Origin of the sequence: Paenibacillus glycinis (assembly GCF_009909185.1) — a bacterium.
Classification (GTDB): domain Bacteria; phylum Bacillota; class Bacilli; order Paenibacillales; family Paenibacillaceae; genus Paenibacillus_Z; species Paenibacillus_Z glycinis.
The window spans coordinates 1-26,727 of sequence record NZ_JAAAMV010000022.1; the positions used below are offsets into that span (position 1 = coordinate 1).

At 58.7% G+C, this 26,727-nt stretch carries 26 protein-coding genes; 6 read left to right on the forward strand and 20 right to left on the reverse strand.

Translation table 11 applies throughout. From position 1 onward, the window contains the following. Positions 1 to 106 precede the first annotated feature (106 nt). Positions 107 to 1,099, forward strand: a complete 993-nt coding sequence (locus GT019_RS22060) for a zinc dependent phospholipase C family protein (protein WP_161745488.1) — start codon at positions 107 to 109, stop codon at positions 1,097 to 1,099. Here the strand turns inward: GT019_RS22060 and GT019_RS22065 are convergent, their stop codons facing one another. Continuing rightward, complete coding sequence (locus GT019_RS22065; RefSeq protein WP_161745491.1) at positions 1,100 to 2,110, reverse strand: HRDC domain-containing protein; 1,011 nt, start codon at positions 2,108 to 2,110, stop codon at positions 1,100 to 1,102. Between the two features lie 272 nt (positions 2,111 to 2,382). On the opposite strand from GT019_RS22065, the gene GT019_RS22070 reads away from it, so the two are divergent. Next, the gene (locus GT019_RS22070; protein WP_201755513.1) at positions 2,383 to 2,679 is read left to right on the forward strand and encodes a DUF3055 domain-containing protein; all 297 of its coding nucleotides are present in this window, start codon (positions 2,383 to 2,385) and stop codon (positions 2,677 to 2,679) included. A gap of 158 nt (positions 2,680 to 2,837) precedes the next feature. Beyond that, positions 2,838 to 3,098: a hypothetical protein gene (locus tag GT019_RS22075; RefSeq protein WP_201755514.1), complete on the forward strand. Its 261-nt coding sequence runs from the start codon at positions 2,838 to 2,840 to the stop codon at positions 3,096 to 3,098. A gap of 95 nt (positions 3,099 to 3,193) precedes the next feature. Here the strand turns inward: GT019_RS22075 and GT019_RS22080 are convergent, their stop codons facing one another. Then, on the reverse strand, positions 3,194 to 4,588 hold the full coding sequence (locus GT019_RS22080) for a phosphodiester glycosidase family protein (protein ID WP_235948946.1): 1,395 nt from the start codon (positions 4,586 to 4,588) through the stop codon (positions 3,194 to 3,196). Between the two features lie 123 nt (positions 4,589 to 4,711). Next, complete coding sequence (locus GT019_RS22085) at positions 4,712 to 7,183, reverse strand: glycoside hydrolase family 38 N-terminal domain-containing protein (RefSeq protein WP_161745493.1); 2,472 nt, start codon at positions 7,181 to 7,183, stop codon at positions 4,712 to 4,714. Positions 7,184 to 7,396: 213 nt separating this feature from the next. Here GT019_RS22085 and GT019_RS31620 point away from each other — a divergent pair, with 213 nt between their 5' ends. Continuing rightward, positions 7,397 to 7,573 (forward strand): hypothetical protein, encoded by a 177-nt coding sequence (locus GT019_RS31620; protein WP_201755516.1) that lies wholly within the window; start codon positions 7,397 to 7,399, stop codon positions 7,571 to 7,573. A gap of 676 nt (positions 7,574 to 8,249) precedes the next feature. Here the strand turns inward: GT019_RS31620 and GT019_RS22090 are convergent. From GT019_RS22090 to GT019_RS22105, 4 genes are all read right to left on the reverse strand, one after another. Then, positions 8,250 to 9,626, reverse strand: a complete 1,377-nt coding sequence (locus tag GT019_RS22090) for a sensor histidine kinase (protein ID WP_161745495.1) — start codon at positions 9,624 to 9,626, stop codon at positions 8,250 to 8,252. Positions 9,627 to 9,630: 4 nt separating this feature from the next. Further along, entirely contained in the window at positions 9,631 to 10,314 is a 684-nt protein-coding gene (locus GT019_RS22095) for a response regulator transcription factor (protein ID WP_161745497.1), read from the reverse strand. A 161-nt stretch (positions 10,315 to 10,475) separates the two neighbouring features. Continuing rightward, on the reverse strand, positions 10,476 to 11,336 hold the full coding sequence (locus GT019_RS22100; protein ID WP_161745499.1) for a 5'-3' exonuclease: 861 nt from the start codon (positions 11,334 to 11,336) through the stop codon (positions 10,476 to 10,478). A gap of 88 nt (positions 11,337 to 11,424) precedes the next feature. Beyond that, on the reverse strand, positions 11,425 to 12,651 hold the full coding sequence (locus tag GT019_RS22105; protein ID WP_161745501.1) for an alpha/beta fold hydrolase: 1,227 nt from the start codon (positions 12,649 to 12,651) through the stop codon (positions 11,425 to 11,427). Positions 12,652 to 13,131: 480 nt separating this feature from the next. On the opposite strand from GT019_RS22105, the gene GT019_RS22110 reads away from it, so the two are divergent. Further along, positions 13,132 to 13,311: a hypothetical protein gene (locus tag GT019_RS22110; RefSeq protein ID WP_161745503.1), complete on the forward strand. Its 180-nt coding sequence runs from the start codon at positions 13,132 to 13,134 to the stop codon at positions 13,309 to 13,311. A 398-nt stretch (positions 13,312 to 13,709) separates the two neighbouring features. On the opposite strand, the gene GT019_RS22115 is transcribed toward GT019_RS22110, so the two are convergent. The 12 genes from GT019_RS22115 to GT019_RS22170 form a co-directional block, all read right to left on the reverse strand. Further along, positions 13,710 to 14,915, reverse strand: coding sequence for an aminotransferase class I/II-fold pyridoxal phosphate-dependent enzyme (locus GT019_RS22115; RefSeq protein ID WP_161745505.1), 1,206 nt, complete (start codon positions 14,913 to 14,915; stop codon positions 13,710 to 13,712). An 18-nt stretch (positions 14,916 to 14,933) separates the two neighbouring features. Further along, entirely contained in the window at positions 14,934 to 15,293 is a 360-nt protein-coding gene (locus GT019_RS22120) for a Spx/MgsR family RNA polymerase-binding regulatory protein (protein WP_161745508.1), read from the reverse strand. Between the two features lie 105 nt (positions 15,294 to 15,398). Continuing rightward, complete coding sequence (locus tag GT019_RS22125; protein WP_161745510.1) at positions 15,399 to 16,454, reverse strand: RluA family pseudouridine synthase; 1,056 nt, start codon at positions 16,452 to 16,454, stop codon at positions 15,399 to 15,401. Then, positions 16,451 to 17,023: a cob(I)yrinic acid a,c-diamide adenosyltransferase gene (locus tag GT019_RS22130; protein WP_161745512.1), complete on the reverse strand. Its 573-nt coding sequence runs from the start codon at positions 17,021 to 17,023 to the stop codon at positions 16,451 to 16,453. Before GT019_RS22130 ends, GT019_RS22125 begins: the two co-directional genes overlap by 4 nt. 155 nt (positions 17,024 to 17,178) lie before the next feature. Further along, positions 17,179 to 18,354: an MFS transporter gene (locus tag GT019_RS22135; RefSeq protein ID WP_161745514.1), complete on the reverse strand. Its 1,176-nt coding sequence runs from the start codon at positions 18,352 to 18,354 to the stop codon at positions 17,179 to 17,181. A gap of 95 nt (positions 18,355 to 18,449) precedes the next feature. After that, entirely contained in the window at positions 18,450 to 18,671 is a 222-nt protein-coding gene (locus GT019_RS22140; RefSeq protein WP_235948963.1) for an aspartyl-phosphate phosphatase Spo0E family protein, read from the reverse strand. Between the two features lie 118 nt (positions 18,672 to 18,789). Continuing rightward, positions 18,790 to 20,004 (reverse strand): aminotransferase class I/II-fold pyridoxal phosphate-dependent enzyme, encoded by a 1,215-nt coding sequence (locus GT019_RS22145; protein WP_201755522.1) that lies wholly within the window; start codon positions 20,002 to 20,004, stop codon positions 18,790 to 18,792. Between the two features lie 14 nt (positions 20,005 to 20,018). Beyond that, positions 20,019 to 20,510, reverse strand: a complete 492-nt coding sequence (locus GT019_RS22150; RefSeq protein ID WP_161701827.1) for an Lrp/AsnC family transcriptional regulator — start codon at positions 20,508 to 20,510, stop codon at positions 20,019 to 20,021. A gap of 153 nt (positions 20,511 to 20,663) precedes the next feature. Then, positions 20,664 to 21,113, reverse strand: coding sequence for a spore coat protein (locus tag GT019_RS22155; RefSeq protein WP_161745518.1), 450 nt, complete (start codon positions 21,111 to 21,113; stop codon positions 20,664 to 20,666). Positions 21,114 to 21,148: 35 nt separating this feature from the next. Then, a complete protein-coding gene (locus tag GT019_RS22160; RefSeq protein ID WP_161745659.1) occupies positions 21,149 to 21,373 on the reverse strand; it encodes a hypothetical protein in 225 nt (74 codons plus the stop codon). Positions 21,374 to 21,487: 114 nt separating this feature from the next. Continuing rightward, positions 21,488 to 22,153 carry a DUF2642 domain-containing protein gene (locus GT019_RS22165; protein WP_161745520.1) on the reverse strand — a complete coding sequence of 222 codons (666 nt, stop codon included), beginning with the start codon at positions 22,151 to 22,153 and terminating at the stop codon, positions 21,488 to 21,490. 427 nt (positions 22,154 to 22,580) lie between these two features. Beyond that, a complete protein-coding gene (locus tag GT019_RS22170) occupies positions 22,581 to 23,378 on the reverse strand; it encodes a hypothetical protein (RefSeq protein WP_161745521.1) in 798 nt (265 codons plus the stop codon). Positions 23,379 to 24,698: 1,320 nt separating this feature from the next. On the opposite strand from GT019_RS22170, the gene GT019_RS22175 reads away from it, so the two are divergent. Next, positions 24,699 to 25,775, forward strand: a complete 1,077-nt coding sequence (locus GT019_RS22175; protein WP_161745523.1) for a CotH kinase family protein — start codon at positions 24,699 to 24,701, stop codon at positions 25,773 to 25,775. Positions 25,776 to 25,802: 27 nt separating this feature from the next. Here GT019_RS22175 and cysK read toward each other — a convergent pair whose 3' ends face one another. Further along, on the reverse strand, positions 25,803 to 26,720 hold the full coding sequence (gene cysK / locus GT019_RS22180) for a cysteine synthase A (protein ID WP_161745525.1): 918 nt from the start codon (positions 26,718 to 26,720) through the stop codon (positions 25,803 to 25,805). Positions 26,721 to 26,727: the final 7 nt, after the last annotated feature.

Below are 26,727 nucleotides of genomic sequence, written 5' to 3' on the forward strand. Positions count from 1 at the left end.
GCGGGCTTCGCTCGCAAAACTTAGCCTATGCTTCCGATGCAGTTTTGCTTTCCTCGCCGGATTCCCGGCCGCGGGCTTCGCTCGCAAAACTTTTAGGAGGTTAAACGTGCCTAACGTATGGACCCATATGATATTCGGGCAGCGCTGCCTGCAGGCGCTCGGCGAAGAAGCGCTGATCGCGCAGCCGGAGCGGAGGCGCATGTTCAATATGGGCTGCCAAGGACCTGATTTTCTGTTCTATCATCATTTTCTGCCTTGGCAGAAAGACAGAACGATAAACAATTTGGGCAGCGCCATGCACGAACGGCATTGCGGACCCGCGTTGATGGACATGCTGGAGGCGGTCGACCATACGCCGGACTCGGATCCGTCCAAAGGCGCGGCGCTCGTTTATGCGCTGGGATTTCTGCTTCATCATCTATTGGACCGCGTCATGCATCCCTACGTATTCAGCCGTTCGGGCTTTCGCAAATGGGACCATCAGCGCTTTGAAGTCATGCTGGATACGCTTCTCGTTCGGAAGCTGCTGGGCGTAGAGACTTGGAAAACGGAGGTATGGCGCGAGATCGATATTGGGGGCGACCTGCCGGAGCCGATCGTGGACGCGTTCGAGCAAATTGCGGCGGTGCATTATCCGGAGACGGCGCCGCATATCCGTCGCGAGCAATGGGGAAGCGCGATGCGCGACATGATCCGGGCGCAGCGGTTGTTTCATGATCCTACCGGGATAAAGCGGGCATTGACGTTCAAGCAGATCGAGCCGTTCGTGTATAAACGCCAGCTGCCGAAGCTGGATATCTTGAACGAAGCGCGCCGCCCTTGGCTTGACCCGGCGGACGGCCGGACCAGGCACGACGACGACGTGTGGATGCTGTGGGACAAAGCGATGGAAGAAAGCGCGTCCGTCGTGAAAGCCGTCCTGCACTGGCTTCGCAGCGAAGAAGCGGAGCCGCAGGAGCCGGGCGGTGACGGCGCGCTTTCCAAGCATCGGCTTCGGGAAGCCGCGGAGCGCTTGATCGGCAACCGTTCCTACGAAACCGGACGGAGCTGCGACAGCGGCGCGTCCATCCGGTTCGAGGATCCGATTTGGGCGATCTGATCAGGAGACCCGATTGCCCCCGGCCCGGCGGTAACGAAGCCGGATCAACCGCAGGCGGTCGTAGAGCAGATCGAGCGAGGCGCCCTTTCCCTTCTCCGCTTCTTCGCCGTATACCTGATGCAGCACGGGTCGCAAATACCGGTCGCCGATCGCGTGCATCGCGTCCCATACCTGCTGCTGCTCGGCAGCCGGCATCTGCGCCAGCTCCTTCTCGATCAACGGCTCCAAATCGTAGCCTTCCGTGTCCAGCTTCTCGATTCGCTCCATCAAGTCCCGGCGCGGCAGGTCGATCTGCGCTTGAAGCTCCTCGATCGACTTCCCTTCTGCGATCGCGCGGAGCAGCTCCCGCTTCTCCTGCTGGCGATCCAGCAAGGCTTTGTATTTCATTTCCTTTTGTTTGAACATCCACTTCGTGTACGTCTTCGCGTCGAGCGTGTCGGCTACCCAATCGAGCGGAAATTGCGTTTCCCGTGCAAAGGCCGCCGTAATCGCCAGCACCTCCTCGCCGTAGGCCGTCTGCTTGGATTCGCCCCAGCCCGGAATCTGCAGCAGCTCCTCCGGCAGCCGGGGCACGAACGCGCTGATCATCCACAGCATCCGGTTCGTCGCGACCAGGTACGCCGATTTCTTGATGGCGACCGCCTTGGCGCGCCTCCAATCGCGAAGCGCGTTGAACAAATCCGCATCGCCGTTCATCTCTCCGTAGCACTGGACCATGGAATACAGCGTGCCGCTTCCTTCCGCGCTTTTGCGCTCCTCGAGCATCCCGTCGATCAGCGGCGAGAAGCCGTCTCCCATGTGGACGGCGATGCCGTGCCGGAACGCCGTCATCATCTCTTCCCAGGATCCTCCCTCGTACCAAACCGCCTGATCGCCGTCCCGGTTCCCCTCGGAATCCGTCCAGATGACCGACCAAACGCCGTTCTGTTCGCAAATCGACAGCTGCGCTTCGCGCGCCGCGCCGTCCTCCCCGCCCGCTTTCTCGAACGTGTTCAAAAATACGACCTGCATGCAGGCACCTCCATCGCATGTAATGATCAAACCCGAGCGCCGCGCGTACGCCGACTAGCGGCAACGGCGCGCGAACGCAAAAAAAGCACCCGCTTGACGCCAACGAATGGCGAAAAGAGGTGCTTCCTCACGTGCAACGATTTGATTGCTCACATCATAGCACAGCGCTTTCATGATGGCAATAGCCAAACGGACGGGTTCCTTCCGTCGCGCTTGTTGCCCGGTCCTCGAACCGGATGCTATGATAGACGAAATAAAGGAGGAACGCCCGCATGCAGCTGCCTGATTACGATTTTATGTCGGATACGACCGAACAAACGACGACGCGCTTCGTCACGTTCATCACCCCGAATTTGAAGCGCTTCGACTTGGCCATCATGACGACGAACCGCTTCTACGGCAAGAAGCTCATTACCGATCTGCAAAGCGGCCGCACCGCGATCATGGGCCAGGACGATCTGGACCAGGAAGGGTACTTGGAATTCACGTACAAGCTGAACGAAGAGGAAGCGGCGGATCTTCGCCAGTTTCTTGAATTCGTGGTCGGAACGGTGAATTTTACCGACTGATCGGGGTACACTGAAACGGGGACAACTACGATAAAACGCTGCCCTGGCGGGCGGCGGAGCGCGCTCCGCCGCCCGCACAAACAGAAGTAAGGCAGGGACGGCGGCCGATCGCTTGCTTGTATCGTAGGATCCCAAATCCGTTTCAGGAGGCAGCCGACTTGTTCAAAAAAGAAGATCGTCAATCGTATACGGATTTCAAATCAGTCGAATCCCAGCGCAACGACCTTGTCGCGGAAGAATTTCCCGAAGGCCCGTACGGTTCCGAAATCCAGTCTGCTTCGCTTGGAAAAAGCACGCCTTGGCGGATGGACATGCGCTCGCCGAACCGGTTCGATTACGAGAACCGCGAGCTGCACGAGGGGATCGGACGCGACTATCCCGGAGAAGACAGCTACCCGGATGCCATAGATGAGCCTTAATTGACCGCATGAAGTAACAGCCCGCTCGGAAAGGATGCCCGCTAACGGACATCCTTTGCCGAACGGGCTTTTTTGTCGGCCGACGACGCGCGGCATCAGTAGCGGAGCTGCTTGCCGAACAGCAGGGCGTTGCTGAGCGCCCGGCCCGGCTGCGTCACGGTACGTCCCTGGAACAACATGCCCGACGAAGCGCCTCCGTCGAGATTCATCGCCTGGCCGGCGCCGAGCTGAAGCATGATCTCCGCCCACTGCTTCATCGTCGCGCCGGGCACCGTCGCGATCAGAATCGACCCGTCCCTGCGAATGGCGATGCCGCTGCGCGCCCCGCCGCCGGTCAAGATCTTGGGATCGCGAAATCCCTCGGCCGCGGCATCGAGCGCGACTTTCCCGTCCGCGACGAGGCGCGGACCCGCGCCGACCGCGGTATGCACGCCGCTCCAATCGACGGAGGCGCCGATCAGATTCGTCGTGCGAAGCGTGTACGAGACGCTCGCGCCGACGCTGAAACGCTCGGCTTGCCCGGCCTCGCCGCCTTGATAGACGATCACGAATCCATCCGCCGGAATCGCGGCGTCTGCGCCGTGACGGATCGCGGTTACGACGCCGCGCTGCACGACGACGGCATTCTCGGCCGCGAAGCCGAGCGTCTTGCCGCGCTGCGGCGTGAAGAGGGTCGCGGCCGATTGGCCCGTCGGGAGCCGGTTCATGAAGTACGCGTACCATGAACGCGTTCTTCCGTCCGCCGCCGAGACCGTGCCGTTAATGCTCAGCCGCAGCGTATCCATGACGGCGCCGCCGTCCCATTTGAACCCGATCGTCGTGCCCGTGTTGCCGATATGCGCCGGTTGGCCGCCGCTGATGAGCATGCCGTACGGGTCCGGGATGCCGCTGTAGGAATCGAAGAAGGCGCCGTTGATCGCAATATCGGCCTGATAAGCCGATGCGATGCCCGCCAGCGACTGCGTCGTGCCGATTCTGCGGTTGGCGTAGCCCGCCGTGACCGGCATGCCCTTGGGAATCGTCACGGTTCGCACGGCGAAGCTTCTGCCGGCAATCTTGACCGTGCGGGCCTCGAGCTTCGGCTCGAACGCCAATTTGACCGGCATGGCCGGCTTGGCGACCGTAACCGGCAGCTTCAGCGCGCCCGCGTAGCCGGCGGATGCCGGGGAGACGCTGATCGTAAGCGTCGTCCGGCCCGGCGCGACCGGCGTCAGAACGCCGGCGGCATTAACCTTCGCGACCGCCGGGTTTCCCGTCGCGTAAAGCACTTGCACCGGCGCGGACAGCTTCAGCTTCCGCCCGGCCGGGAGCTGGACGCCCATTGACAGATCGATGGCGGCGGCGGGATAGGTCAGTTGGACGGTTTGTTGCTGCCCGGCCGAAGCGCCGCTTCCGGTCACGGCCTCAGCCGGCCGCGCCGATGGCGACACCGCCAGCATCGCCGCGAGCAGAGCTGCGGCCGCTATAGTCTTGCTATTCGTTCTCTTCATGCTGCGCGTAACTCCCTTGTTCGTGAATTTCGGCGAGTCCGGCGAACGCGGACGGCCGGATCATGGTGCTCCTTTCCTATTTGTCGGCCAATCGGGGGAAAATTTGAACGCAAGCGCGATTGTTTACAGGCCTTCCATCAACGTCGTTTCCTCCATCGTCCGGCCGCTTGGCGAGACGCGGTACGTCTTCACCTCGAAGGGCCTCAGCGACACGCGGCTTGCCATGCCGAGCGCCGGCAGGCATACTTCCGTCTCGCGCGCGATGCCCGTCGGCTCGTAGAGACGAAGCAGGTAATCGTCGCCTTGTTCCATCGCTTTGAAGGCGCCGAGCTGGACGGCATCGTCCTTCAGCTCGATCAACGGCAGCGCTCTGGCGCCGCGTCCCGACGGGAAGAACGACAGCGCGTACGGCGCCTCGCCGAGCTGGGTCGCTTCGCGGTCGACGCGCGCGAGCCGTTCCCGCGCCGTTCCGGCATTCAGCCAGAATCTGAATTCCCGCTCGCCTTGATCGATGCGCGGCGAGAAGCGGTCCTGCACGATCAGCGGGCGGTCCATGATCGGATGCGTCGTATACCCCGGACTGCGGAGCAGCGTCGGACGGATGACGCCTTCGCGAAAATCGGAGCCGTACGTGCCGTCGTTGATCAGCGTCACCGCCCCTCCGTCCGCGCGGGAGCAGGCGGCCGTCCATTTCTGCGCGACCGTTTCCTGGCCGTCCGCGTTCAGCTCCTGCACGCCGTAGACGGTCTGGCCGCAATAGCCCGGTTCCGCGAGCGTCGTCGGAATCGCCAGCTTCAGCAGCTTGTCTTTCTCGTTCCAGAAGACGCGCGCATGCACCTCGAGCTGGCTGCCCTGCTTCGGCAGCTTGTAGGTCAGCACCAGCTTCGATTGATTGTAGGCGAGCACGGCTTCGACGACCGTGCGCACCTCTCCGTCTTCGACGACGCGCACGGACGGGAGCAGCGCATGGCGCAAACCGGAGAAGTCCGAGCCCGCTCCGCGGTCCATCAGCTGGAACGAACCGATATCCGGCTCGAAGCGGTTCGCGTCCATTCGCCAGGGATCCTCGTTGTCCGCGACGACGACCGGCCGAAACGCGCCCGCCTGCAAATACGGAACGCCGTTCACGGCATACGCGTCCAATAACCCGGTGTGCGCGTTGATAACGGCTTCCAGCGTTCCGTTGGCGAAGACGATGCGCCCGTTCTCGATCAAAGACTTCGGCGCCGGACGTACCGGCAGCATCTCGATCCGGCAGTCGAAGCGGTTCATGGAAGACGGCGCCAGCTCCGCCCGGAACACGACGCGTTTGCGCCAGTCGAGGTTGATGTTGCTGTGCTCCTTCTCCGACTGGGAGGGAATGCGCATGCCGTCCCGGTATACGACCGGATTCGAGAATTCCGGCTTCCAGTTCTGATCGGCCAGCATGAATTCGCAGGCGAATTCCCCCGTAACCGGAAACGGATGCGGATTATAGACGAGAATCGGATATTCGCCCTCGGCGGCTTGGCGTTCGCCCGCTGCCAGCGCGAAGAACGCGCGCGCCTTTAGCCTGGAAACGGTTTCAAGACCATGGCCGAGCAGCCGCAGCGAGGCGTCTTCCGCCGGCTGGACGGAGGAGCCCGGCAGAATGTCGTGGAATTGTGCCGTCATCAGATCGTAAGCAGCCTCGCGAAGCTCGGCTTTCGGATAGGTCAGCTTGCCGGCGATGGCGGCGGACGAGAGCATTTTCTCCGTCGCGTACAGCTCGTTCTCGAGAAGACGATGCTTCTGCTTGATCCGGATCATGGAGGTGTAGCAGCCGACGAACCGCGGATTCAGGTCGCCCTCGTGCCCCGGCAGTTCGGCACCCCGCTCCAGCTCCGCGAAGTACGCCTCCGGTGTCGAGTGCGCGATTTCCACGGCGTCGCGCTCTTGGATCAGCTCTCCGATATCGTCCAGATCCCGCCTCGAAGGACCGCCGCCGTGATTGCCTACGCCCCAGAGAAAAACGCCCAGCTCTTTGCCGGCATTCGCGTCCAGCCACTTCTCGATCGCCTGGCGCGCTTGCCCCATCTGCGTGTTGTAGAAATGCGTCTGATGCGCCAGCACTTCCGAGCCGTCGAAGCCGATCCAGCGAAAGTCGCGGTCAGGTCCGGCGGTGCGGTCGTCCGGTCGCATGAACAGATAGGAATCGTAGCCCGCCTTAGCCATCAGCTGCACCAAGCCGCGCGAATGGCCGAACGAATCGAAGTTGATCGCCGTCGTCGGCCTCGCCCCGAACTTCTCGCCGAAATACGCGCGGCCGTGGAGCATTTGCCGGACGATGGATTCTCCCGAGGGCATGTTGCAGTCCGGCTGCAGGTACCAGCCGCCCATGATATGCCAGCGGCCCTGCGCGACGAGCGCCTGAATGGCCCTGAACAGCTCCGGCTCGTATTCCTCGATCCACCGGTACAGGATCACTTCGTTATGGTTGAACACATAGCCGTCATACTCCCTGCAAAACTCCGCCGCCGCGCGAAACGTCGATACCGCCGCAGCCGCTCCTTCCTCCCATTCCCACTGCCACACGGGATCCAAATGCGCGTTGCTGAGCAAATGAAGCTTTGCCATCGGAACAGCCCTCCCGAACACGATATGTTTGTTGCGAACAAATATTGTTCCTTTTAAACATACAATACCGTATCCATTATCCGCTGTCGATAGGGAAGTTCGCGTGTTTAACGCAGGAGCGTTCCGTCAACCGACCCATGTAAAATTATGGAACTTCCTTCTTGCAGCCCCGTATGAACCAATCAACGAAACGAAAAGGAGGAAGGCGGCATCATGGACGCTTCGACGGGTTTTTCGATCGTTTCTTCATTGGGCATCATCTTGTTTATCGTGTACGGGTTGTTTATTCTGCTCGGTTTATACGCGCTCTACCTGCTCATCAAGTTCTTGCTGCGCGGGATCGAAGCGCTGGATATCTATCTGAACGAGAAACGGAACCGGCGTCTCTAGCCGTCCGCAAGGAGATCGCTAATGGTGAACGGCGCGCCGTTTAACAGGTTGTCCTGCCTCGGCGGCCGCAAGACCGTTAACGGTCGTGCCGCATAAGGAACGGAGGGATGTCGATGCGCAAATTCCAGCTTATTTTCGCCGCGGGAATCGTGCTTCTGATCGGGCAAATCATCGTTCCTGCTACCGCTGCGTCCCCGCACCGGTCCCGTCGGCGAGCCGCACGGACTGGATTGGGAAGGGCTTGTTCAAGGCCTGTGCACCGTATTCATGGTCATCGGCGTGGGGTTTTTCGGATGGATGAACGAGCGGGATAAATAACAGGAGCCAAACCAGATGACGAAAAACATACACGACTTCAGGAGGCCGCCCGGCACTGCCTCCTATTCGCGCGCATAGGGGACGGGAAATTGTCGCCGCTTCAATGTCTGATTCAAGCAATCGCGCGCTAGCTTAACGACCGCGTAAACTGGCGCTACTACCTTCACGGACAAAAGCCTGTCAGCTCTACCGCTAACAGGCCACGGTGATTTGCCGTTCGAAATGTCTGCCGCATAGGCGGTTACCGGTACAGCGATCGCGATCGCCAGCGCCGCGCCTGCGAGTTTCCAATTTCTCTTCATCGATGAATCCCTTCCTTATTTCAGATTGCCTTCCCTACTTTCGAAGGCTGCATGGTTTAAGATACGGGAACATTCTGAAATGAATCTGAAACGCTCGGAAGAGTTATACGAAAAGTCGTCCCGATCTGCGGCTCGCTCCACACTTCGATCTTCGCGCGGTGCGCATCCGCAATTTGTTTGGCAATTGCAAGCCCGAGGCCGGTGCCTTCCGATCGGCGCGTCCGGGCTTTATCCATTCGGTAAAATCGTTCGAAAATACGTGGCAGATGTTCCTTCTCCATGCCGATACCGGTATCGGTTACGGTGAAGGACGTTTTCTGCGGCGTCGTTTCCAAAGAAGCGATGACTTTACCGCCCTCCCGGTTGTATTGGACGGCATTCTCGATCAAGATCAGGATGAGCTGCCGTATGCGGACCTCGTCCGCTTCGATGATCGCTTCAATCTCGTCATGGGCGTCCTTTCGGTTTCCCCATTCCAGTTGCACCTGCTTCGACTTCGCAATCGGTTCCAGTTGCTCCAGTACGTGACGAATCGCGGAGCTCAAAGAGAATCGCGAGACGACCAACTCCATTCGTCCGCTATCGCTCCGTGCAAGCACAAGAAGATTGTCGACAAGCCGGCTCATATGATGAATCTCCCTGCCTGACTTTGTCAGTACGTTGCGGTGGAAGTCAGGCAGCTTATCGCTCTGCTCGCCTAGTACTTCATAAGCGGATTTCAAAATACTAAGCGGCGTCCGCAGTTCATGTGAAGCATCTGACGTGAACTGCTCCTGCCTACGGAAGGCTTGCGCAATCGGCCCCATCGCTCGTCCCGCCAAAAAAAATCCCGCTGCTCCGCCGGCAGCAAGCAAGAGCAATGCGAACCCTGCAAAAGCCCATCGCAGTCGTGTCATGAGCGCGATATCGCTCGTCGCTTCTTGCGCTACGATAATCCGGAAGTCTTTGATTTCTCCCGCTGGGATGACAATCCCGCCCATTCGAAATGTTCTACCCTCCGCACGAACATTATGGAACTTATTGTCGACCGGTTTTGCAAAGAGGCTTGGCAAGAGCGCCGTGAATGGAAAGGTCTCCCCCGATGCAAGCTTGCTTTCCTGCGCATCGCTCTCCGGTATCGATTGGAAAATAATCTCCCCTTTCGGATCGAGCAGCCACGCCATTTGGTTCAATTGTAAGCCCGTCGGTGCAAAGACGTTATTGGGCTTCGTTTTATCGACCGAGGCGTCGAACAACGATTGCCCTTTTGGTGATTCGACCAGTTTCTGCAGCTCTGTTTCATATTGCTTGCTTAATGACAGGAGTTGATTGTCCTCGGTCGTCGTCAGCATATGCTGCACCATCCATAAGGAGAAGACTGCGGAGATGATGAGAATTATACCCACGGTCAACGAGAATTCTCGCGTCAACCGGGTTCGCGTTTGTTTGAACATGACTTCACTTCCCACCCGTTGTAAGTCGGTAGCCTGCGCCGTAGACACTTTGGATGCATTTTGCCTCATGAGGCCCATCCACTTTTTTACGAAGCAATTTGATCGTGGCATCGACGACGTTCAGCGTCACGTCCGAACCAAGCCCCCATACCTGATCGAGCAGTTGTTCGCGGGAAAGCACTTGTCCCGCATGCCGCATCAAGCAGACAAGCAATTGAAACTCGCGCCTTGTCAGGGCGATTGTCTCGCCTCTCCTTGCGACTTCGAATCGGTTCAAATGGGCCGTTAACTCACCCAGACAAAGCGTATCCGACGATCGGTAGCTTCGATCCTGCCTCCGGAACAAAGCGAACAACCGCGCTTCCAGCTCTTCGAATGCAAAAGGCTTAATCATATAATCATCAGCCCCTGCGCGAAGTCCTTCCACCCTGTCCTGCACGGCGTCTCTTGCCGTCAGCAGCAGGATAGGGGTATGGTTCTCCTTGCCGCGGATCTCCCGCACGAGTTCAAGACCCGTTATCTCGGGCAGCATCCAATCGAGCACGTATACGTCATATTCGCCAGCAGCGATGGCCTCTTTTACCTGCAGGCCGTCCTTCATCCAATCTACGACATGATATTGCCGCTTCAGTTGATGCTCGGTTAACTCCCCAAGCGTCTCATCGTCCTCAGCCAGCAGAATACGCATGATCCCCTTACCTCCTGTGTCGATTTTCATAGCACTTAAATATATCAATTAAATCTGAAATGAACATGAAAAAAGGCCACCTTGTCGCAGGTAACCTTTTCGCCGCAAATCGCATTTCATATCCTTTTGCTTTGGCCTAACCGCTCGCAAGTTCGCTCCCGTTAACTGATCATCTTCAATAACGAACTTAACCGATACTTATCGAATACAGTCGTCGCTGCTTCCAAGTCGACTTGCCACAAGCACTCTTCGAGGTTGCATTCGATAGGCACCTCGACGTTAATTCGAGCAAGCGTTCTTGAAAGATGCAGCATCTCCAAATCGGATTCTATCTTTGCTTTAATGCTTTTCGATAAATTGTCCAAGTTACTGAGAATGCCATCAATGGACTCGTATTCAATCAGCAGCTTTAGCGCCGTTTTCTCGCCGATCCCCCGAACGCCCGGATAATTATCGCTCGTGTCGCCGGTAAGTCCTTTCATCTCGATGACTTGGAACGGATGGATGCCCTTATCGACTTTCAGGAAATCCAAATCATAGACGGCATAGTTGCCTCTGCCTTTCTTCATGATCACGACATGAACACGGTCCGTAACCAATTGAAGCATATCGTGGTCACCGGTCAGGATATAAACGTGGCCCAGCTGACTTAGCTTTTGCGATACCGTCCCGATGCAATCGTCGGCTTCATAGCCTTCGAGGCCAATGTTAGGGATCTCAAGAGCCGCTACGATATCCTTAACAAGCGAAAATTGCGGTGCCAGGTCCATTGGCGCTTCGGGTCTGTTCGCTTTGTAGTTAGAGTAAAGGTCCGTTCGGAACGTCTTGCTTCCCATATCCCAGCAGCAGAGCACATGCGTCGGTTCAAACCGGTTCACGGCATCGAACAAGTATTGCATGAAACCGTAGACGGCGTTCGTGGGCGTGCCGTCCGCCATTCTCCGCGCGTCGTACGACTGGGCGAAAAACGCTCTGAACAGCAGCGCCATGCCGTCGACGATCAAAATCTTGTTTTCGTTCATCGGTGCGTCCATCCTATTCTCTCAAAATATACTACCATCATAGAATAGAAGGCTCCTTGCCGCAATGCTATCGCCGGATTGGATGCATTTACAAGGCTTCGCCGCCGTCCAGGACGCGGTCCGCGATTCTCTCGAAATAGAGCGCCGAGTCGGGCCGGTTCATCCGCGCTTCCCAAGCGGCCGCCCATTTGGATAAGCTTCCGATCAGCTCCTCGATATCGGTGCGGCAATCGACGAACCATTGATCGTAGATGCCGGTCATGAACGGTTCCGTGCCGATCTTCGGCAGCAGCGCTTTGACCGCTTCATACTTGGCGTATTCGTCTTCGATGAACAAGCTGCGCTTGAGCTCCTCCGCGTAGTCCAGCAAATCGCAGGAGACCGTCGCTTGCAGGCCAATGCGTTTCCCGCTGATCTGCAAGATCGAACCTCCGTCCGGCAGCTCCAGCAGTTTCTTCAAATGCCCCAGATATACCCTCAAATTATTCAAGGCGTTCGGCAGGTGCTGCTCCGGAAAAAGCGCGTCGCACAGCTCTTCCCGCGTACAGGACGCATGCATGCCCAAGTACGCCAGAATATTCTTCGCGTACCGTTTGTCCCAGCCGGCCGAGAGAGGAACGCCGTTCAGGCGAACCTCGAACGAATGGAACAACGAGATGGTCAATATCGGATTGGAACGCGGTTTAACCGGCGCTCCGCCTTGCACCGCGGAACGGATCACGGAGGGCAGGTGGCCGGACAAGCTCGACTTCGTCCGCGGAGACCGCTCCGACACCGAAGCCTTCCGAAGAAAATCCATGATCCATTGCGCCGTCAGCTCGGGTTGGTCGATGAAGATCGCGTTGGCGGCATTCGGCACGACCAGGAAGGTCCCGTTCTGAAAATAGCCGGCCGTGATCGATTGCAGCGTCGGCAAGTAGAGCTCGTCCCGCTCCCCCGCGAGCAGCAGCGTAGGGCAAGCGGCTTTATGCGTTCCGTCGATCGGACGATGATGCATCTGCATGATGAACAAGCTCAAGTAGAACTGTTCGTTCATCTCGTCGTAGGCGCGTCTGACCGCCTCGAAGAGCGCTCCTTCGCGATGAAGGGTCAGGAACGGAAGCAGCTCGCGGCGGGCGACCGTCTTCAGTCCTTCCCGCGCGACCAGATTCAAGTAATAGTCGAGCAACTGCTCGCCCTCGATCGCGGGATAGAAGACGACCATCGACAATAGCACGAGCGTCTTGACGCGCTCCGGATACCGATCGGCAAAAGAGGTTGCCAGAGAGCCGCCGAAGCTGCCCGATAATATGCACGTCCTTGATAGATAGCGCATCGAGCGCGCCGGCAAGCATGCCGCAGAGCAGATCCCACGACAGAAGCGATTCTTGCGAATTGCCGCCGTCGTCCGTATGCTCGTCCGGCCGCATATCCATGAGCAGCAGGTGATAGCTTTCGCTCAAACGGTCTTCCAGCTCTCCCCAAAGCGAGCTGTTGAAGCCGTTTCCATGCAGCAGCATGATCGTCTCCGCCGAAGGCTGATTCGACTGCCTAAGGCGATAAGTAATCATCGGTTTGGGGACGCGCTGGTCAGACAAGCTCAAGCCTCCTAATCGGAACGATTTCCAGGGCAGCCCCATGGAAAAGTTAGTTGTCGATCCGTCATTTGTAACGATTATGTAACGTACGATTTACTATTATTTTAGCATAAGGCGCAGCTTTTTCGACACATATAACATTATTTGGAAAACTAACCGCAGCTACCTTTTCTGAATCATGCCATGTCGATCGGCATTATGTTACGCGGGAGGAAACCATGGATACGAATACTAGGAATGATAACCCGGACGGACTGCGCGAACCGACCTGTACGGCGGAAGAATTCCACGCACTGCTCCAGACGATCGCCGCGAAAATATCGGAAGCGCAGGCGTTCGTCGAACAGGAACGATTCAAGGAACGTCCCCGTTATCCCGGAAGCCCGACGAAGCTTTAATGGAGCCCGCCCATATGACCATATGGCAGGTTCCTTTTTCGTTTCCGGTAAAGAAATATACGTCGATGACGCGAAGGCGTTCCATGTTCGTCGGCATTACGTTTTTCGGTGGATACGGAGAATGCTTCGGTCGATACGAAAAAGCCGATACGTCTCGAACCGTTCGGCATGGACGGCGATCTGCGATCAGCTTCGACCGCCGCGAAGCGAATCGTTGTCTTCCGAACTTGGCCCGTGAGTTCGCCGATCAAGGATGCCAACCTAAAAAAACCGTCCGACCTCATCTGTTTCCGGATGCAGTCTGACGGTTCATGCATGCTTTCTCGTTACCCATGTTCGTTATTCATGTTCTTGCTCATGCCAGGTCATTCAAGATGCGGCCGGCAATTAGAAGCGAATCATCGTTCGCCGCGAATAAACTCGCCGATGCGTATCGCAGCCTCCCGGAGCCGCTCTTCGCTTTCCACGAGCGCGATCCGGACATAGCCTTCGCCTTCCGCCCCGAACGCATCGCCGGGAATAACGGCGACGCCTGCTCTTTCGAGCATTTCCCGGGAAATTCGACGCGAATTCCAAGGATCGGCCAGCTCCCAGCGCATATCGGGCAATTTGGCCCATAGGAACATCGTCGCCTTCGGGCTGCCGACCGTCCAGCCTTGCTCCCGGAGCGCCTGGATGAACGCGTCCCTGCGCTTCTCGTATATAGGTCCGACTACTGGACCCGTTCCTCTCATATCTTCTGCCAGCGCGACAATTCCCGCTTCCTGTACGGGTAGAAACACGCCGTAATCGATATTGGCCTTCAGCTCGCGCATCGCCGCAACCGCCTCGCGGTTGCCGGCAAGGAAACCGATCCGCGCGCCGGCCATATTGAAGCTTTTGGACAGGGAATGAAATTCGACCGCGGCATCGATCGCGCCCTCTGCCTGAAGGATGCTCGGCGGCCGATAACCGTCGAAGGCCATTTCCGAATAAGCCAAATCATGCACGATGAGGACGCCGTGCCGCGAGGCAATCTCGACCGCATGCTTGAAGAAGGCCAAGTCCGCCACCGCCGATACCGGATTGCTCGGATAATTGAGCAGCATGAATTTGGCGCGAGCCCATACCTCCGCCGGTATGGCGGAGAAATCCGGCAAATAGCCGTTCTCCGCCCGCAGCGGCATCAGGTATGGCTCGATTCCCGCCAGCGCCAGGCCGGCCGCGTAGACCGGATAACCCGGATCCGGCAGCAGCGCGATATCGCCGGGGTTGCACAGCGCAAGCGCCAGATGCCCCAGGCCGTCCTGCGAGCCCATCAAGGAAACAAGCTCCTGCTCGGGATCGATCGCGATGCCGAACCGGAACGCCAGCCATTCGGCCGCCTGCTGGAGAAAAGCCGGCGTTCCCTTCGAGCCGGGATAGCCGTAGGCATCCTCCCGCAGCGCAGCCTGGCCGAGCGCGCGCCGGATCGCCGGCGAAGGCGGAAGATCGGGGCTGCCGATGCTGAGATCGATGACGTCCAGTCCCCTTGCGGCCGCGTTCCGCTTCCACTCCGCTACCTCCGCGAAGATCGACGATCCCAGCCGCGACAGCCGGTCCGCGCGCCAAGATTTCGTAGTCAACCGCTTCTCCCCCTCGTTTCAGCTCCAAATGCGGTCAAAATCTTCTTCTTTGAAACCGACCGTCACCTTGGTGCCGTCCGTCACGACGGGCCGCTTGATCAACCGTCCGTTGGATGCCAGCAGGGCGATCTTCTCCCCGTCCGTCAGGCCTGGAAGCTTGTCCTTCAAGCCCATTTCCTTATACGCTTCGCCGGAGGTGTTGAAAAACTTCTTCGCTTCCAGACCGCTCTTCTTCACAAGCTCCGTCAGCACCTCCACGGGCGGCGCGGCCTCGAAGACGTTGTGCGCCTCCAGCTCGTACCCTTTGCTCTTCAGCGATTTGATCGCCATGCGGCAGGTTCCGCATTTGGGATATTCATAGATCGTTAGCTTCTTCATCGTGATGCGTGCTCCTATCGTTTGGTTTCGATCATGACGAACGAGGCGCTTGCGTCAAGCCAACCGGTATGTCCCGCCGTCCGTGCGCCTCCTTCAGCGCAATGCTTAAAGCCGTTCGAGCTCGGACTCCAGCCGGCGCAGGTCATCCGGCAGCGAGGCCTCGAACGTCATCCGCTCCCGCGTGACGGGATGCGTGAACGACAGGATCGCCGCGTGAAGCGCCTGACGGTCCACGCCAGCCTCCAGCCGGCCCGAGGCCGCGGGCGCGGATCGGTCTGTGCCGGCATGCTCTGTCACGCGTGCCGCAGCCCCTTCCTCGGCTGCGGCGCCGGTCGCCGGTCTGTTGGCGTCCATCCCGTCCCCGGCCGCCGCGCCGGCGTAGCCGTACAGCTTATCCCCGATGAGCGGACAGCCGATATGCTTCATATGGACGCGGATCTGATGCGTCCGCCCCGTCTCGAGCTTCAAATTCACCTTCGCCGCCGCGCCGTTGCCGTAGATATTCTCCACCGCGTAATGCGTAACGGAAGGATACCCGTCCGGCGTCACGACCCGCAGATGCGGATTGTCCGTATCGCGGTCGATCGGCTCGTTCACCGTGGCCGCCGGCTCCGCGGGACAGCCGTACACGTAAGCCCGGTAGCGCTTGTCGACTTCGCCGCTCTGCAGCTGTTCCGACAACTGCTGGTGGACATAGGCGGTTTTCGCGATGGCCACCAGCCCCGACGTTTCTTCGTCCAGCCGATGGATCGGCCGGAACCGCACCCGTTCGCCGCGTTCCTTCCAGTGGCGAACGACGCCGTTCGCCAGCGTCCCCGTATAGTGGCCATGCGTCGGATGCACGATGAGGCCGGGCGGCTTGTTCACGACGAGCAGGTCGTCGTCCTCGTACACGATGTCGAGCGCCATCGGCTCCGGCAATATATCGTCCGACTCCTCCTGCTCCATCCGAAGCTCGAGCAGATCATCCTTCGCGACCCGGTCGTTCGTATAGACGCGCCGGCCGTTGACCGTAATGCCGTGCTCCGTCAGCTTCAGCCGCGACAGCAGCTTGCGCGAGACGCCGAGCCGGCGCTCCAGCACGGCGCGCACCGTTTTGCCGTCGTCCTCCTCGGCCACGCGCACCGCGAGCGGAGTATAATACAATGTCTCCACGCTCATGAATCGCGCTTCCGGAACACTTCCGCGCTGCGGACGTATTCCGTATCCTGCACGCCTAGCTTCGCGTTGGCCGCGCGCGCCGCCGCGAAGAAGTAATCCGACAGCCGATTCAAGTACATCATGACCGGCTCATGCACCGCGATGTCGGCGCTCAGCGTCACGGCGCGGCGTTCCGCCCTGCGGCACACCGTCCGGCATACGTGCAGCAGCGCCGATACTTCGCTCCCCCCCGGCAAGATAAACCGGGTAATCTCCGGCGCCGCCGCGCCATGCGCGTCGATCCAGCCTTCCAGGCGCGTCGAAGCTTCCGCCGTCAGCTTGAATTCCCGGCCGGCCGGATCGCGGAACGCCAGGTCGGACCCGCAGTCGAACAGCTCCTGCTGAATCTCCGCCAGCTCCGCGACCATTTCCCCCAGCCCTTCGCGCGCCGCCGCGGCTGCCGCTTGGCCGACGAAGCTGTTCAGTTCGTCGATGGTCCCGTACGCTTCGACCCGGCTGTCGTCCTTGCGCACGCGCCCGCCCTTGACCGACGTTTGCCCGCCGTCTCCCGTTCGCGTATATAGTTTCATTGGCGAATTCTCCTCCCGCAGCCTTGTAGTCTCGTTAAAACTACGTCCACTATAGCATAAAAAACCGGCGCGAGGCACAGCTCGGGCCGCTGCGCCATCTCCCGTCTCCGTTCGCTATGATCGCCACGGGACATGCCGCCCCGCGGCGCTTCGCATTACACCGAACGGCTGCCGCTCATCTTACCCTGCGCATGCCCCTTCCGATAGACGGCCAGCAGGACGAGACTGAACAAAAACGCGGCAAGCGACATGCCGGACAGGAGCAGATAGAAGCCATGGCCTTCGAGCCGCTGGTAGAGCCAGCCGCCGCCGTACGAAGCGACGATGCCCGACACGCCGAAGAATACGAGCGCCAGCACCGTCTGCCCCGTCGCCTTCCATTCGTCCGGCACGATCCGGTACAAATATTGAATCGCCGCCGAATAGAGAATCGGGAACGTGAACACCTGCAGCAGCTGCAAATACGTCATGGCATGGGGATCCGTGATCCAGGCCGACAGGAAAAACCGCAGGAAGTAGAAAAAGCTGGCGAAGGCGATAAGCGCCATCTCCCGCCCGCCGCGCATCCACCAGAAGCTTAGCGCGAAGACGAGAATCTCGCTGCCCGCGGCGAGAAACCAGGCTTGGCCGACAAGCTCGGATCCGCCTCCGAGCGCATGCAGGTGGACGCCCAGGTATGTATCATTCATCCGTGAGGGCACGGCCGCAACGAAGACGAGCACGAGAAACAGCAGCGTTTCGCGATGGCCCAGAAATCTGCCCAGGCTCTTGAACGAGACCGGCTTGCTCGCCGCCGGCGCGTCGCGCAGCATCAGGCAGACGACGAAGCTCACCGCGCCGAAGCCCGCGAACAGGAGACCGAGGCTGCTTTTCCCGAAATAAAGCATGACATAGCCGACGATCAGCGACATCACGGCGTAGCCCAGCGCGCCGAAGGTCCGTATCGAGCCGTAGCTGACCCGGGCCGCCTGCGAAGTCTGGAAGTTCAAGCTTTCCGTCAGCGGATCCATCGGCATCAGGAAGAAGAACAGCAGCATCGTGAAGAGCACGAGCACGAAGAAGCTCTCCGACGTGTAGAGAAAATACCCGACGACGGTCGAGCAGGCGATCAGCAGCAGCAGCACGCCCCGGATCGTCTTGGCCCGGTCGCTGATCATGCCCCAAAACGGCGAGGAGAAGATCGAGACGAAGCCGCCCGATCCGACGATGATGCCGATCCGCACGGCCGACAGCCCTTGGGCGTCCAGATAGACGGGGAGAAACGAGATGAAAATCGCCAACAAGGCAAAAAACAAAAAATTGTACGCGCGCAAGCCTGCAATGGCATTCATAATGATCGATAAGTTCCCTTCTATAACGGAGGCGCGAGGACAAAAGAAAAGAAGTCCCTGAAAGGACCTCTTCGCGAAAGGCTCTGCTCTTATGTTCAGCTCGACGTCGATGCGCCGCCCATCCTTCTTCGAAAACGCATGTATTCGTTGATCTTGGTATCCAGCATCCGGCTGAGGCCGATGACTTTCTCGGAACTGAACGTCGCTTCTTCCACGTAAGATTGTTCCATCTTCAAACGCAGCGCATAGATTTCGTCTTCCAATCGACGTATAGACGATGAGGACTTCAGCGTAAGACCCGTTTTAGCACAAGTCATTGCCATCCCTCCTGTCATCAATCAATGCCACCAACGACGCTTGTGCTCAGCGCGGGTTAAAGTTTTGATAAAGATTTCATAATTATAACAAAGAAACCCAAAAAAGAATATCGCTTTTTCAGTCTCCCTTTAACTTCCTGACGTACAGCCCCATCCGTTCGATCGCTTCCGTCAATTGGCTGACGGAGGTGGCGTAGGAGCAGCGCAGATGCCCTTCGCCGCCGAGGCCGAACACGTCGCCGGGCACGGCCGCGACCTTCTGCTCGTTGAGCAGCCCCGTCGCGAATTCCTCCGAGGTCAGCCCGAGTCCCGCGATGGACGGGAACGCGTAAAACGCGCCCTGCGGCTCGTGGCAGGCCAGACCGATCTCGCGGAAGCCCTTCACGACGAGCCTGCGGCGCTGGTTGTAGGACTCCACCATCCGGTTCTTCTCTTCCATGCCGTTGCGAAGCGCTTCGAGCGCCGCCACCTGCGCCATGTTGGAGGCGCACATGACCGTGTATTGATGAATCTTGAGCATCGCGGCGATCAGCTCCGGATGCCCGCAGGCGTAGCCGATCCGCCAGCCCGTCATCGCGAACGACTTGGAGAAGCCGCTGACGAGAATCGTGCGGTCCTTCATGCCCGGCATGGCCGCGAAGCTGACGTGCTTCGTGCCGTAAGTCAGCTCCGCGTAGATCTCGTCGGAGATGACGATCAGGTCGTGCTCTTCCACGACCTTCGCGATCGGCAGCCAATCCTCGGCCGTCATGATGCCGCCGGTCGGATTGCTCGGGTAACAGAGAATGAGCACCTTGGACTTCGGCGTGATGGCCGCGCGCAGCGATTCCGCCGTCAGCTTGAAGTCATCCTTCGCGAAGGTCTCGACGCCGACCGGCACGCCCCCGCTCAGCGACGTGATCGGGGAATACGAGATATAGCAAGGCTCCGGCACGAGAATCTCGTCGCCGGGCGCGATCAAGGCGCGAAGCGCCAGATCGATCGCCTCGCTGCCGCCGACCGTGACGAGCACTTCCTTGGCCGGGTCGTACGCGACGCTGAATTGATTGTGCAGGTAGTATGCGATCTCTTCGCGCAGCTCGGGCGTGCCCGCATTGGACGTATACTGCGTCTTGCCCATCTCGAGCGCGTAGACGCAGGCTTCGCGGACATGCCAAGGCGTGACGAAATCGGGCTCGCCGACGCCGAGCGTGATGATGTCCTTGCGTCCGCTCGCCAGGTCGAAGAACCGCCGGATGCCGGACGGCTTGATGGCTCTGACCGAAGGCGACAGGTACTCCTCCATCGACGCGCGCTTCGAAGGCGCGCTCCGTTGTTTCTCGTCGATAATCATCCGGAATGCACCCCTTACGGCGAGACGAGAAGACGGTGGTCGTCCTCATGCTCTTCGAATATAATGCCGTCCTGCTTGTATTTTTTGAGAATGAAAAAGGTCTTGGTGGAAAGAACGGCATCGATCGGCGACAGCTTGTTGGAGACGAAGGAAGCCACGTCCTTCAGCGTCTTGCCCTGCACTTCGACGAGCAGATCGTACGCGCCGGACATCAGATAGACCGATTTCACCTCGGGGTATAAATAAATCCGCTCCGCGATGCCTTCGAAACCGCGGCCGCGTTCCGGCGTGATCTGCACTTCGATAAGCGCCGTGACCTTCTCGTCTTCGACCTTGCTCCAGTTCACGACGGTCGCGTATTTGACGATGATATGATCCTGCTCCATTTCCGCAATGGCCTGTTTCACTTCATCCGCGGGCGCGTCGATCATCGTCGCGATCAGGTCCGCGGAGCGCCTTGCATCTTCCTTCAGCAGTTCGAGTATTTGCATTTTCCGTCCATCCATCGCCAAACCCTCCTGATCATAACTATAAAGACTATATTACAACGAATCCAAGCTTCCTGCAAAGCATTAAAGCGCTCGGGCTCGCCCTATCGGGACGCGCGATCGGCAGGAAGGCCCGCATGAAAAAAGACCCCGTAGGGTCTTTGCGCGGCGTTACATATACGGCTGGTTCTGGCCCGGCATATGCTGCTGGTTGCCTTGCTGCTGATACTGCGGAGGCATCTGGTTTTGCGGCTGGTGCATATGCTGCTGCATGTGCTGCTGATTTCTGAATCCGGACTGGCCGAGGCCGAGCTGCTGCAGGAACTGGTCCGTCTTCTGCTCCGTTTGCTGGTTCTGCTGCAGCTGCTTCTGGATCTCTTGGCGAAGCACCGGGGACGCCGCGCTGTACATATTGTTCTGTTCCATGATCTTGTAGAGATGACCCTGCATCTGCAAGGTGCTGTTCAGCAGGTTCGTGAAGAGCTGCCGCACCTGCTGGCAGCTGGACTCCGTCGCCGCGGTGGCGTATTCGCCCACGACGCGCTTCAAGTCCGACAGCACCGTATATGCCAAATCCTCGTCGGACAGAAGAGGGTGGCCTTGTCCTTGTTGTTGGTACATGTTCGTATGATCCTCCCGCTCGTAAAATGGCTTCGTTAATGCGACTGCGGCTGCGTAGGGGCGAGCTGCTGGTGTTGGGCGATGGCGTTAAGCAGCATTTGCGCGTGCTGCTGGTGCGTGTTAATCATTTGCATGCCGGCCTGCTTCAGCGCGGAATTGCTGGCGGAAGCCGCCATCACCGCGTTTTGCTTGATCAGCAGATCCTCGTTCGATATCGAATCCACCAGGTATTCCAGTTCTTTGGACGTCAACGGTTGCATCAAGGCAAACCCTCCTTTTTCCATGGATTTTAATCCTCGGATAGTATGCCCCCGTCGTCCTTTTCCTATGTAGCGCTTCTTCCCCGCAGGGAAGAAAACGAGGCGATTCGCCGGTTACGGAAGATGCACCGTCTTCACGTGGTCGAAGTGCAGATAGACGGAGTTTCCTCCCGCGGTCGACAGTTCGATGATGTTTTGGTCGATGCTTTTGAGCACGCCGATTTTGTTCGGGTTCTCGCCCAGGTCCAGGATGACGAATTCGCCGATCAGCTTGCGCAGCTGCTGGTCGAAGGTGCGGGCGAGCGTGATGGGAGACGGCTTCAGCGGAAATTGCTCCGGCGTCAAGGTATACGGCGTCACGTTCGGGTTGTACGGAATGAGAAATTTCAAATGCTGGAGCGATACGATCACCGAGTGGTACACGGGCGAGTAAAAGACGAAGAAATCGTTCATGACGCTCGTGAGATAGCCGTGGATGGATTGGTTGCCGGTGATGTAAATTTCGGAAAACATGCCCTTGGCGTTCATGAGCACCTTGCGGTAGGAGATGGGATCGTTCTGCGGTTCGAAGGGAAGATCCGGCACTTGGATTTCCTGTGTATCGGCTTTCGACAATCGAAGCTGCTGTACATGGATGAGGGGAATGTAGAGGAACTGCGTGCCGTTATGAATAACGAGTATGTCTTGGCCCATATCGATCAGCTTGCCTTGGATCGTAATCGACTTGCCTGAAATGTCCAGCTCGACGTAGCGGTCTAATAAAGGGTGGCGATGTTTCAATGAAATCGACCTCCTTTCATCCAGTTATTTGCGTCCAGGCAATTGGAGACTGAGCAGACTGGCCGGCTGCATGGCAATGAACGGAGCTGATTCGATATCGGTCAGCGACAATGTCCCGGCCGAGAGGACATAAGCATGCATGAAGGTTGGACATGATCGTACAGCAGCCCGCCGAAGGCGTCTACAATCACATAGATACCGAACGCAAACTTGAGGATAGCCGGGGTGTCGCCGCCGGGAATCTCCAGCGCGCCGCTGGGCCCGCATGCATGCGGGTCCGTTCGACGCTTCGATGCCCGCGGAAGTCCAGTCAGCCGGCGCCCGAAGGCCGGATTCGCTTGGAACCCGGCCCGGGCCGCCGCTGCGATAAGCGTTGCGCGGTGCCGGCAGCGGGGAAAAGCGGGCCGCCGGACGCTCTTGCTTGCATTCAGCCTTTTTTGCCCCGCGTGGAACCGGAAGTGCTGGAGGTTTTGCCGCTTTTTTTGCTGCTTTGGTTGCGGTTGTTCGCGCTGCGGTTGCCGCCGGAGGAAGATTTGTTGCCGGAGGATTTGCTGCCGCCGGAAGAGTTGGATTTGTTGTTATTGTTATTGTTGTTCTTGTTGTTATTGTTGCTGTTGTTGCCGCTGCTGCCTTGGCTGCCTTTGCTGGCGTAGATGCCTGCGGTTTTGACGGTTTTGATGTGGTAGAGCGGGATTTGCACCAGTTCGGGACCGACGACGAGCAGCAGCGATTCGTTGCCGACTTGCGCGATGAAGCCTTCGATCTTTTCAGGGCCGCCCCAGTTGATTTGCACGAATTTTTGCGTTAGCGCGCGGAGAACGCCCACGAAGCCGTTTGCCATGATGTATTGGCGCGTGCCGCGGGAACCGTGCGAGCCGCCGGATCCGGGAAGGTCGGTGACGCTTTTGACGTGGCTCGTGTTGACATAGACGTAACCGCCGGATACTTTAAGCACGAGATAGCCGGATTGTACGCCGATCAGCTTGCCTTGGAGCGATTCCGGACCGCCGCGGTTGATGCGGACGTTCATGCCGATTTGATTGCTCAAGAAGTTGGTTCCTCCTCCGTTGCCGCCGCTATGGTGACTTTTGTGGCTTTTGTGATCCTTGCAGCAGTGCGAGCCTTGATTGCCCATGCCTTGGTTGCCCATGCCTTGGTTGCCCAGCATGCCGTACGGTTTGTAGCTGATTGCATCGTTGCCCATGTTTCCCCAGTAAGAATTCATACCAAAATCCCTCCGTAGTCAATAGATTCTAACCTGCCCCATGAAAGACCAAAGGGTGCAAACACGATCCGATACCTGCTTACATAATAACGGTTCATCCTACTCGCTTCGGCATTCATCCCTCCATTGCTTGCCCCTGTGAAATCTATCATGGGAGACAATTTATAATGTATTTATATGTATCCTGTATCCATAGGGTACTAGATTGTTATCTATTTCTAATAAGTTGAGTCAATGACCCGGTGCGATTGATAGATTCGCGACATAGCCTGTATAGAATCTATGAAAAGGAGATGAAGCACATTGCCTAAACAAACACAGAGATCCAATAACGGACAAAAAGAAGGCACGCAAGGATCCCAAGGTTCCCGCGGTCAAGGTACGCGCGGCTCCAAAGGCTCCCGAGGCGAAGGTACTCGCGGCGAAGGTACTCGCGGTTCCCAAGGTTCCCGGGGCGAAAACAGCTCCCCGGGACAAGGCTCCAAAGGTTCCCGCGGCGAAGGTACGCGCGGCTCCAAAGGTTCCCGGGGCGAAAACAGCTCGCCTGGACAAGGCTCCAAAGGCTCCCGCGGCGAAGGTACGCGCGGCTCCAAAGGTTCCCGCGGTGAAAACAGCTCCCCGGGACAAGGCTCCAAAGGCTCCCGCGGCGAAGGTACGCGCGGTTCCCAAGGTTCCCGCGGTGAAAACAGCTCCCCGGGACAAGGCTCCAAAGGCTCCCGCGGTTCCAAAGGTTCTCAAGGTTCCCGCGGCGCACAAGGTACGCGAGGCTCAAAAGGCTCCCCCGGATCCCGCGGTTCCCAAGGCTCCCAAGGCGTACAAGGTACGCAAGGCTCTCAAGGCGTGCAAGGTACGCAAGGCTCTCAAGGCGTGCAAGGTACGCAAGGCTCCCAAGGCGTGCAAGGTACGCAAGGCTCCCAAGGCTCCCAAGGTTCTCGCGGCTCCCAAGGTTCGCAAGGTTCCCGCGGTTCCCAAGGCTCGAGAGGCTCCCAAGGTTCTCCCGGTTCCCAAGGTTCGCGCGGTTCCCAAGGTTCCCAAGGATCGCCTGGCTCCCAAGGCTCCCGCGGTTCCCATGGTTCGCAAGGCTCCCGCGGCTCCCAAGGCTCCCGTGGTTCCCAAGGTTCGCGAGGCTCCCGTGGCTCCCAAGGCTCCCTCGGTTCCCATGGTTCGCAAGGCTCGCGCGGCTCCCAAGGCTCCCGCAGCCACAATAGCGGCTGGGGCGGCAAATAAGGAGTGACCGATAGACGTTCGCCCGCATAGTGTAAATAAGCTGAAGCCTATCGAATGCGGTAGGCTTTATCTTTTGCCTAAGGAGATGGTCGAATGTCCGGGGAAGGGCTCCCTACGCGCAAAATAACGATTGATGAGGACGATCTGCGGCGCCTCCAGGCCGACGTCTGGAGCAATGAATTCGCGCCCGTGAAGCTGGAAATGGACGGCAAGACGATGGATGCGCAGCTGCGGTTTCGCGGCGGCCACACGCGGAATTACCCGAAGAAATCCTACGAGATCCATTACGGGACCAACGGGATTCTTCATTGGAATGCCGAATTCGACGATCCGTCCATGATCCGCAACGCGTTGTCCTTTCAATTCTTCAATATGATGGGGGTTCCGTCGCCGCGCACGAAGCATATGTGGCTGGAATGGAACGGGTATCCCCACGGTGTATACCTGGAGATCGAGTCGGTCGACACGGCCTTCTTCCGCAGGCGGAACATCGGCTCGCGGGCGCTTATCTACGCCGTCAACGACAAAGCGAATTTCAGCCTCATCGATCCCGATACCGAGCAAATCAAGGAGTCGCTTGTCGAGGGCTACCGCGTCATGAACGGCAACGTAACCAAAACCGAGCGCCGGCTGGTCCGTTTCGTGCGCAACGTCAACCGCCTGCCGAGAAAATCGCTCCGTGCCTTCATGGCCAAGCGGCTGGACATCGCCGTTTATTTGAAATGGCTTGCCGGTGCCGTGCTGACGGGGAATTACGACGGTTTTGACCAGAACTACGCGCTCTACGAGCATACCTCGACGGGGAAATATCGGATTATTCCTTGGGACTACGAGGGAACGTGGGGGAGGAACTGCTACGGCAGGCTTTGCGGCAGCGACTTGGTGGACGTAAAGGGCTATAACGCGTTGACGCGCAAGGTGCTTTCTTATAAAACTTGCCGGCAGGCTTACCGGAAAATCCTCGCCAAGCTGCTCGAAAGCAAGTTTACCTTGAGCGCCATCGAACCCGTGATCGAAGGCTTGTACGAGCAAATCACCCCCGCCATCCGGGATGATTTCACGCGAAAATGGCCCTTTCGCTCTTTCGAGGAGGAGCCGGAATTGTTTCGCAGCTACATCCAGGAGCGCAGGGCCATCGTGATGGAAGAATTGAAAACTTGGCGGGATTAAAGCGCGGCACAGGTCTGCCGCGAGTGCTTAGAACAATCCCATACTTAAATAACGCTCGCCGCTGTCCGGCGCGATGCAGAGCACGCGCCCGCCTTCTCCGATTCGGCGGGCCTGCATCATGGCCGCCCAGACGGATGCGCCGGACGAAGGTCCGAGCAGCAGTCCTTCCTCGCGGGCGAGCCGCCGCATCGTGTCCACCGCCGCATCGTCCGCGACCGGCACGATCTCGTCGTAGACGGACGTATTCAGAATCTTCGGCACGAATCCCGGACTCGTGCCGACCAGCTTATGCGGTCCCGGCTTCCCGCCGGACAATACCGGAGATCCGAGGGGTTCGACGACCGCGACGTACAAGCCGGGCAGCGCGGCCTTCAGCGTCTCGCCCGTTCCCGTGATCGTGCCGCCGGTCCCGGCGGAGGCGACGAAGACATCCAATCGCCCGTCCGTCTGACGGAGTATTTCCTGCGCCGTCGTCACCCGATGGATATCCGGGTTCGCTTCGTTCTCGAACTGGTTCGGGATGTAGCTGCCCGGCCGCTCCGCTTGGAGCTCCATGGCTCTTCGGATCGCGCCCGGCATCCGTTCCGCGGCCGGCGTCAGCTCGACCTCGGCGCCGTATGCCTTCAGCAGTCCGATGCGTTCCTTGGTCATGTTATCGGGCATGACGAGAATCAGCTTGTAGCCTCTCGCCGCCGCGTTCATGGCAAGTCCGATGCCCGTATTGCCGCTAGTCGGCTCGATGATGGTCGCTCCCGGCGCCAGCGCTCCTTGCGCTTCACCGGCCGCGATCAGCGCGAACGCCGCCCGGTCCTTCACGCTGCCGCTCGGATTGAACCGTTCCAGCTTCACCAATACCTCCGCCGAGCCCCTCTCCTTCATGCGCGAGAGCGCCACGACCGGCGTATCTCCGATCAGCTCCGTGATATCGTTTACGATCCGGGGCATGGTTTCT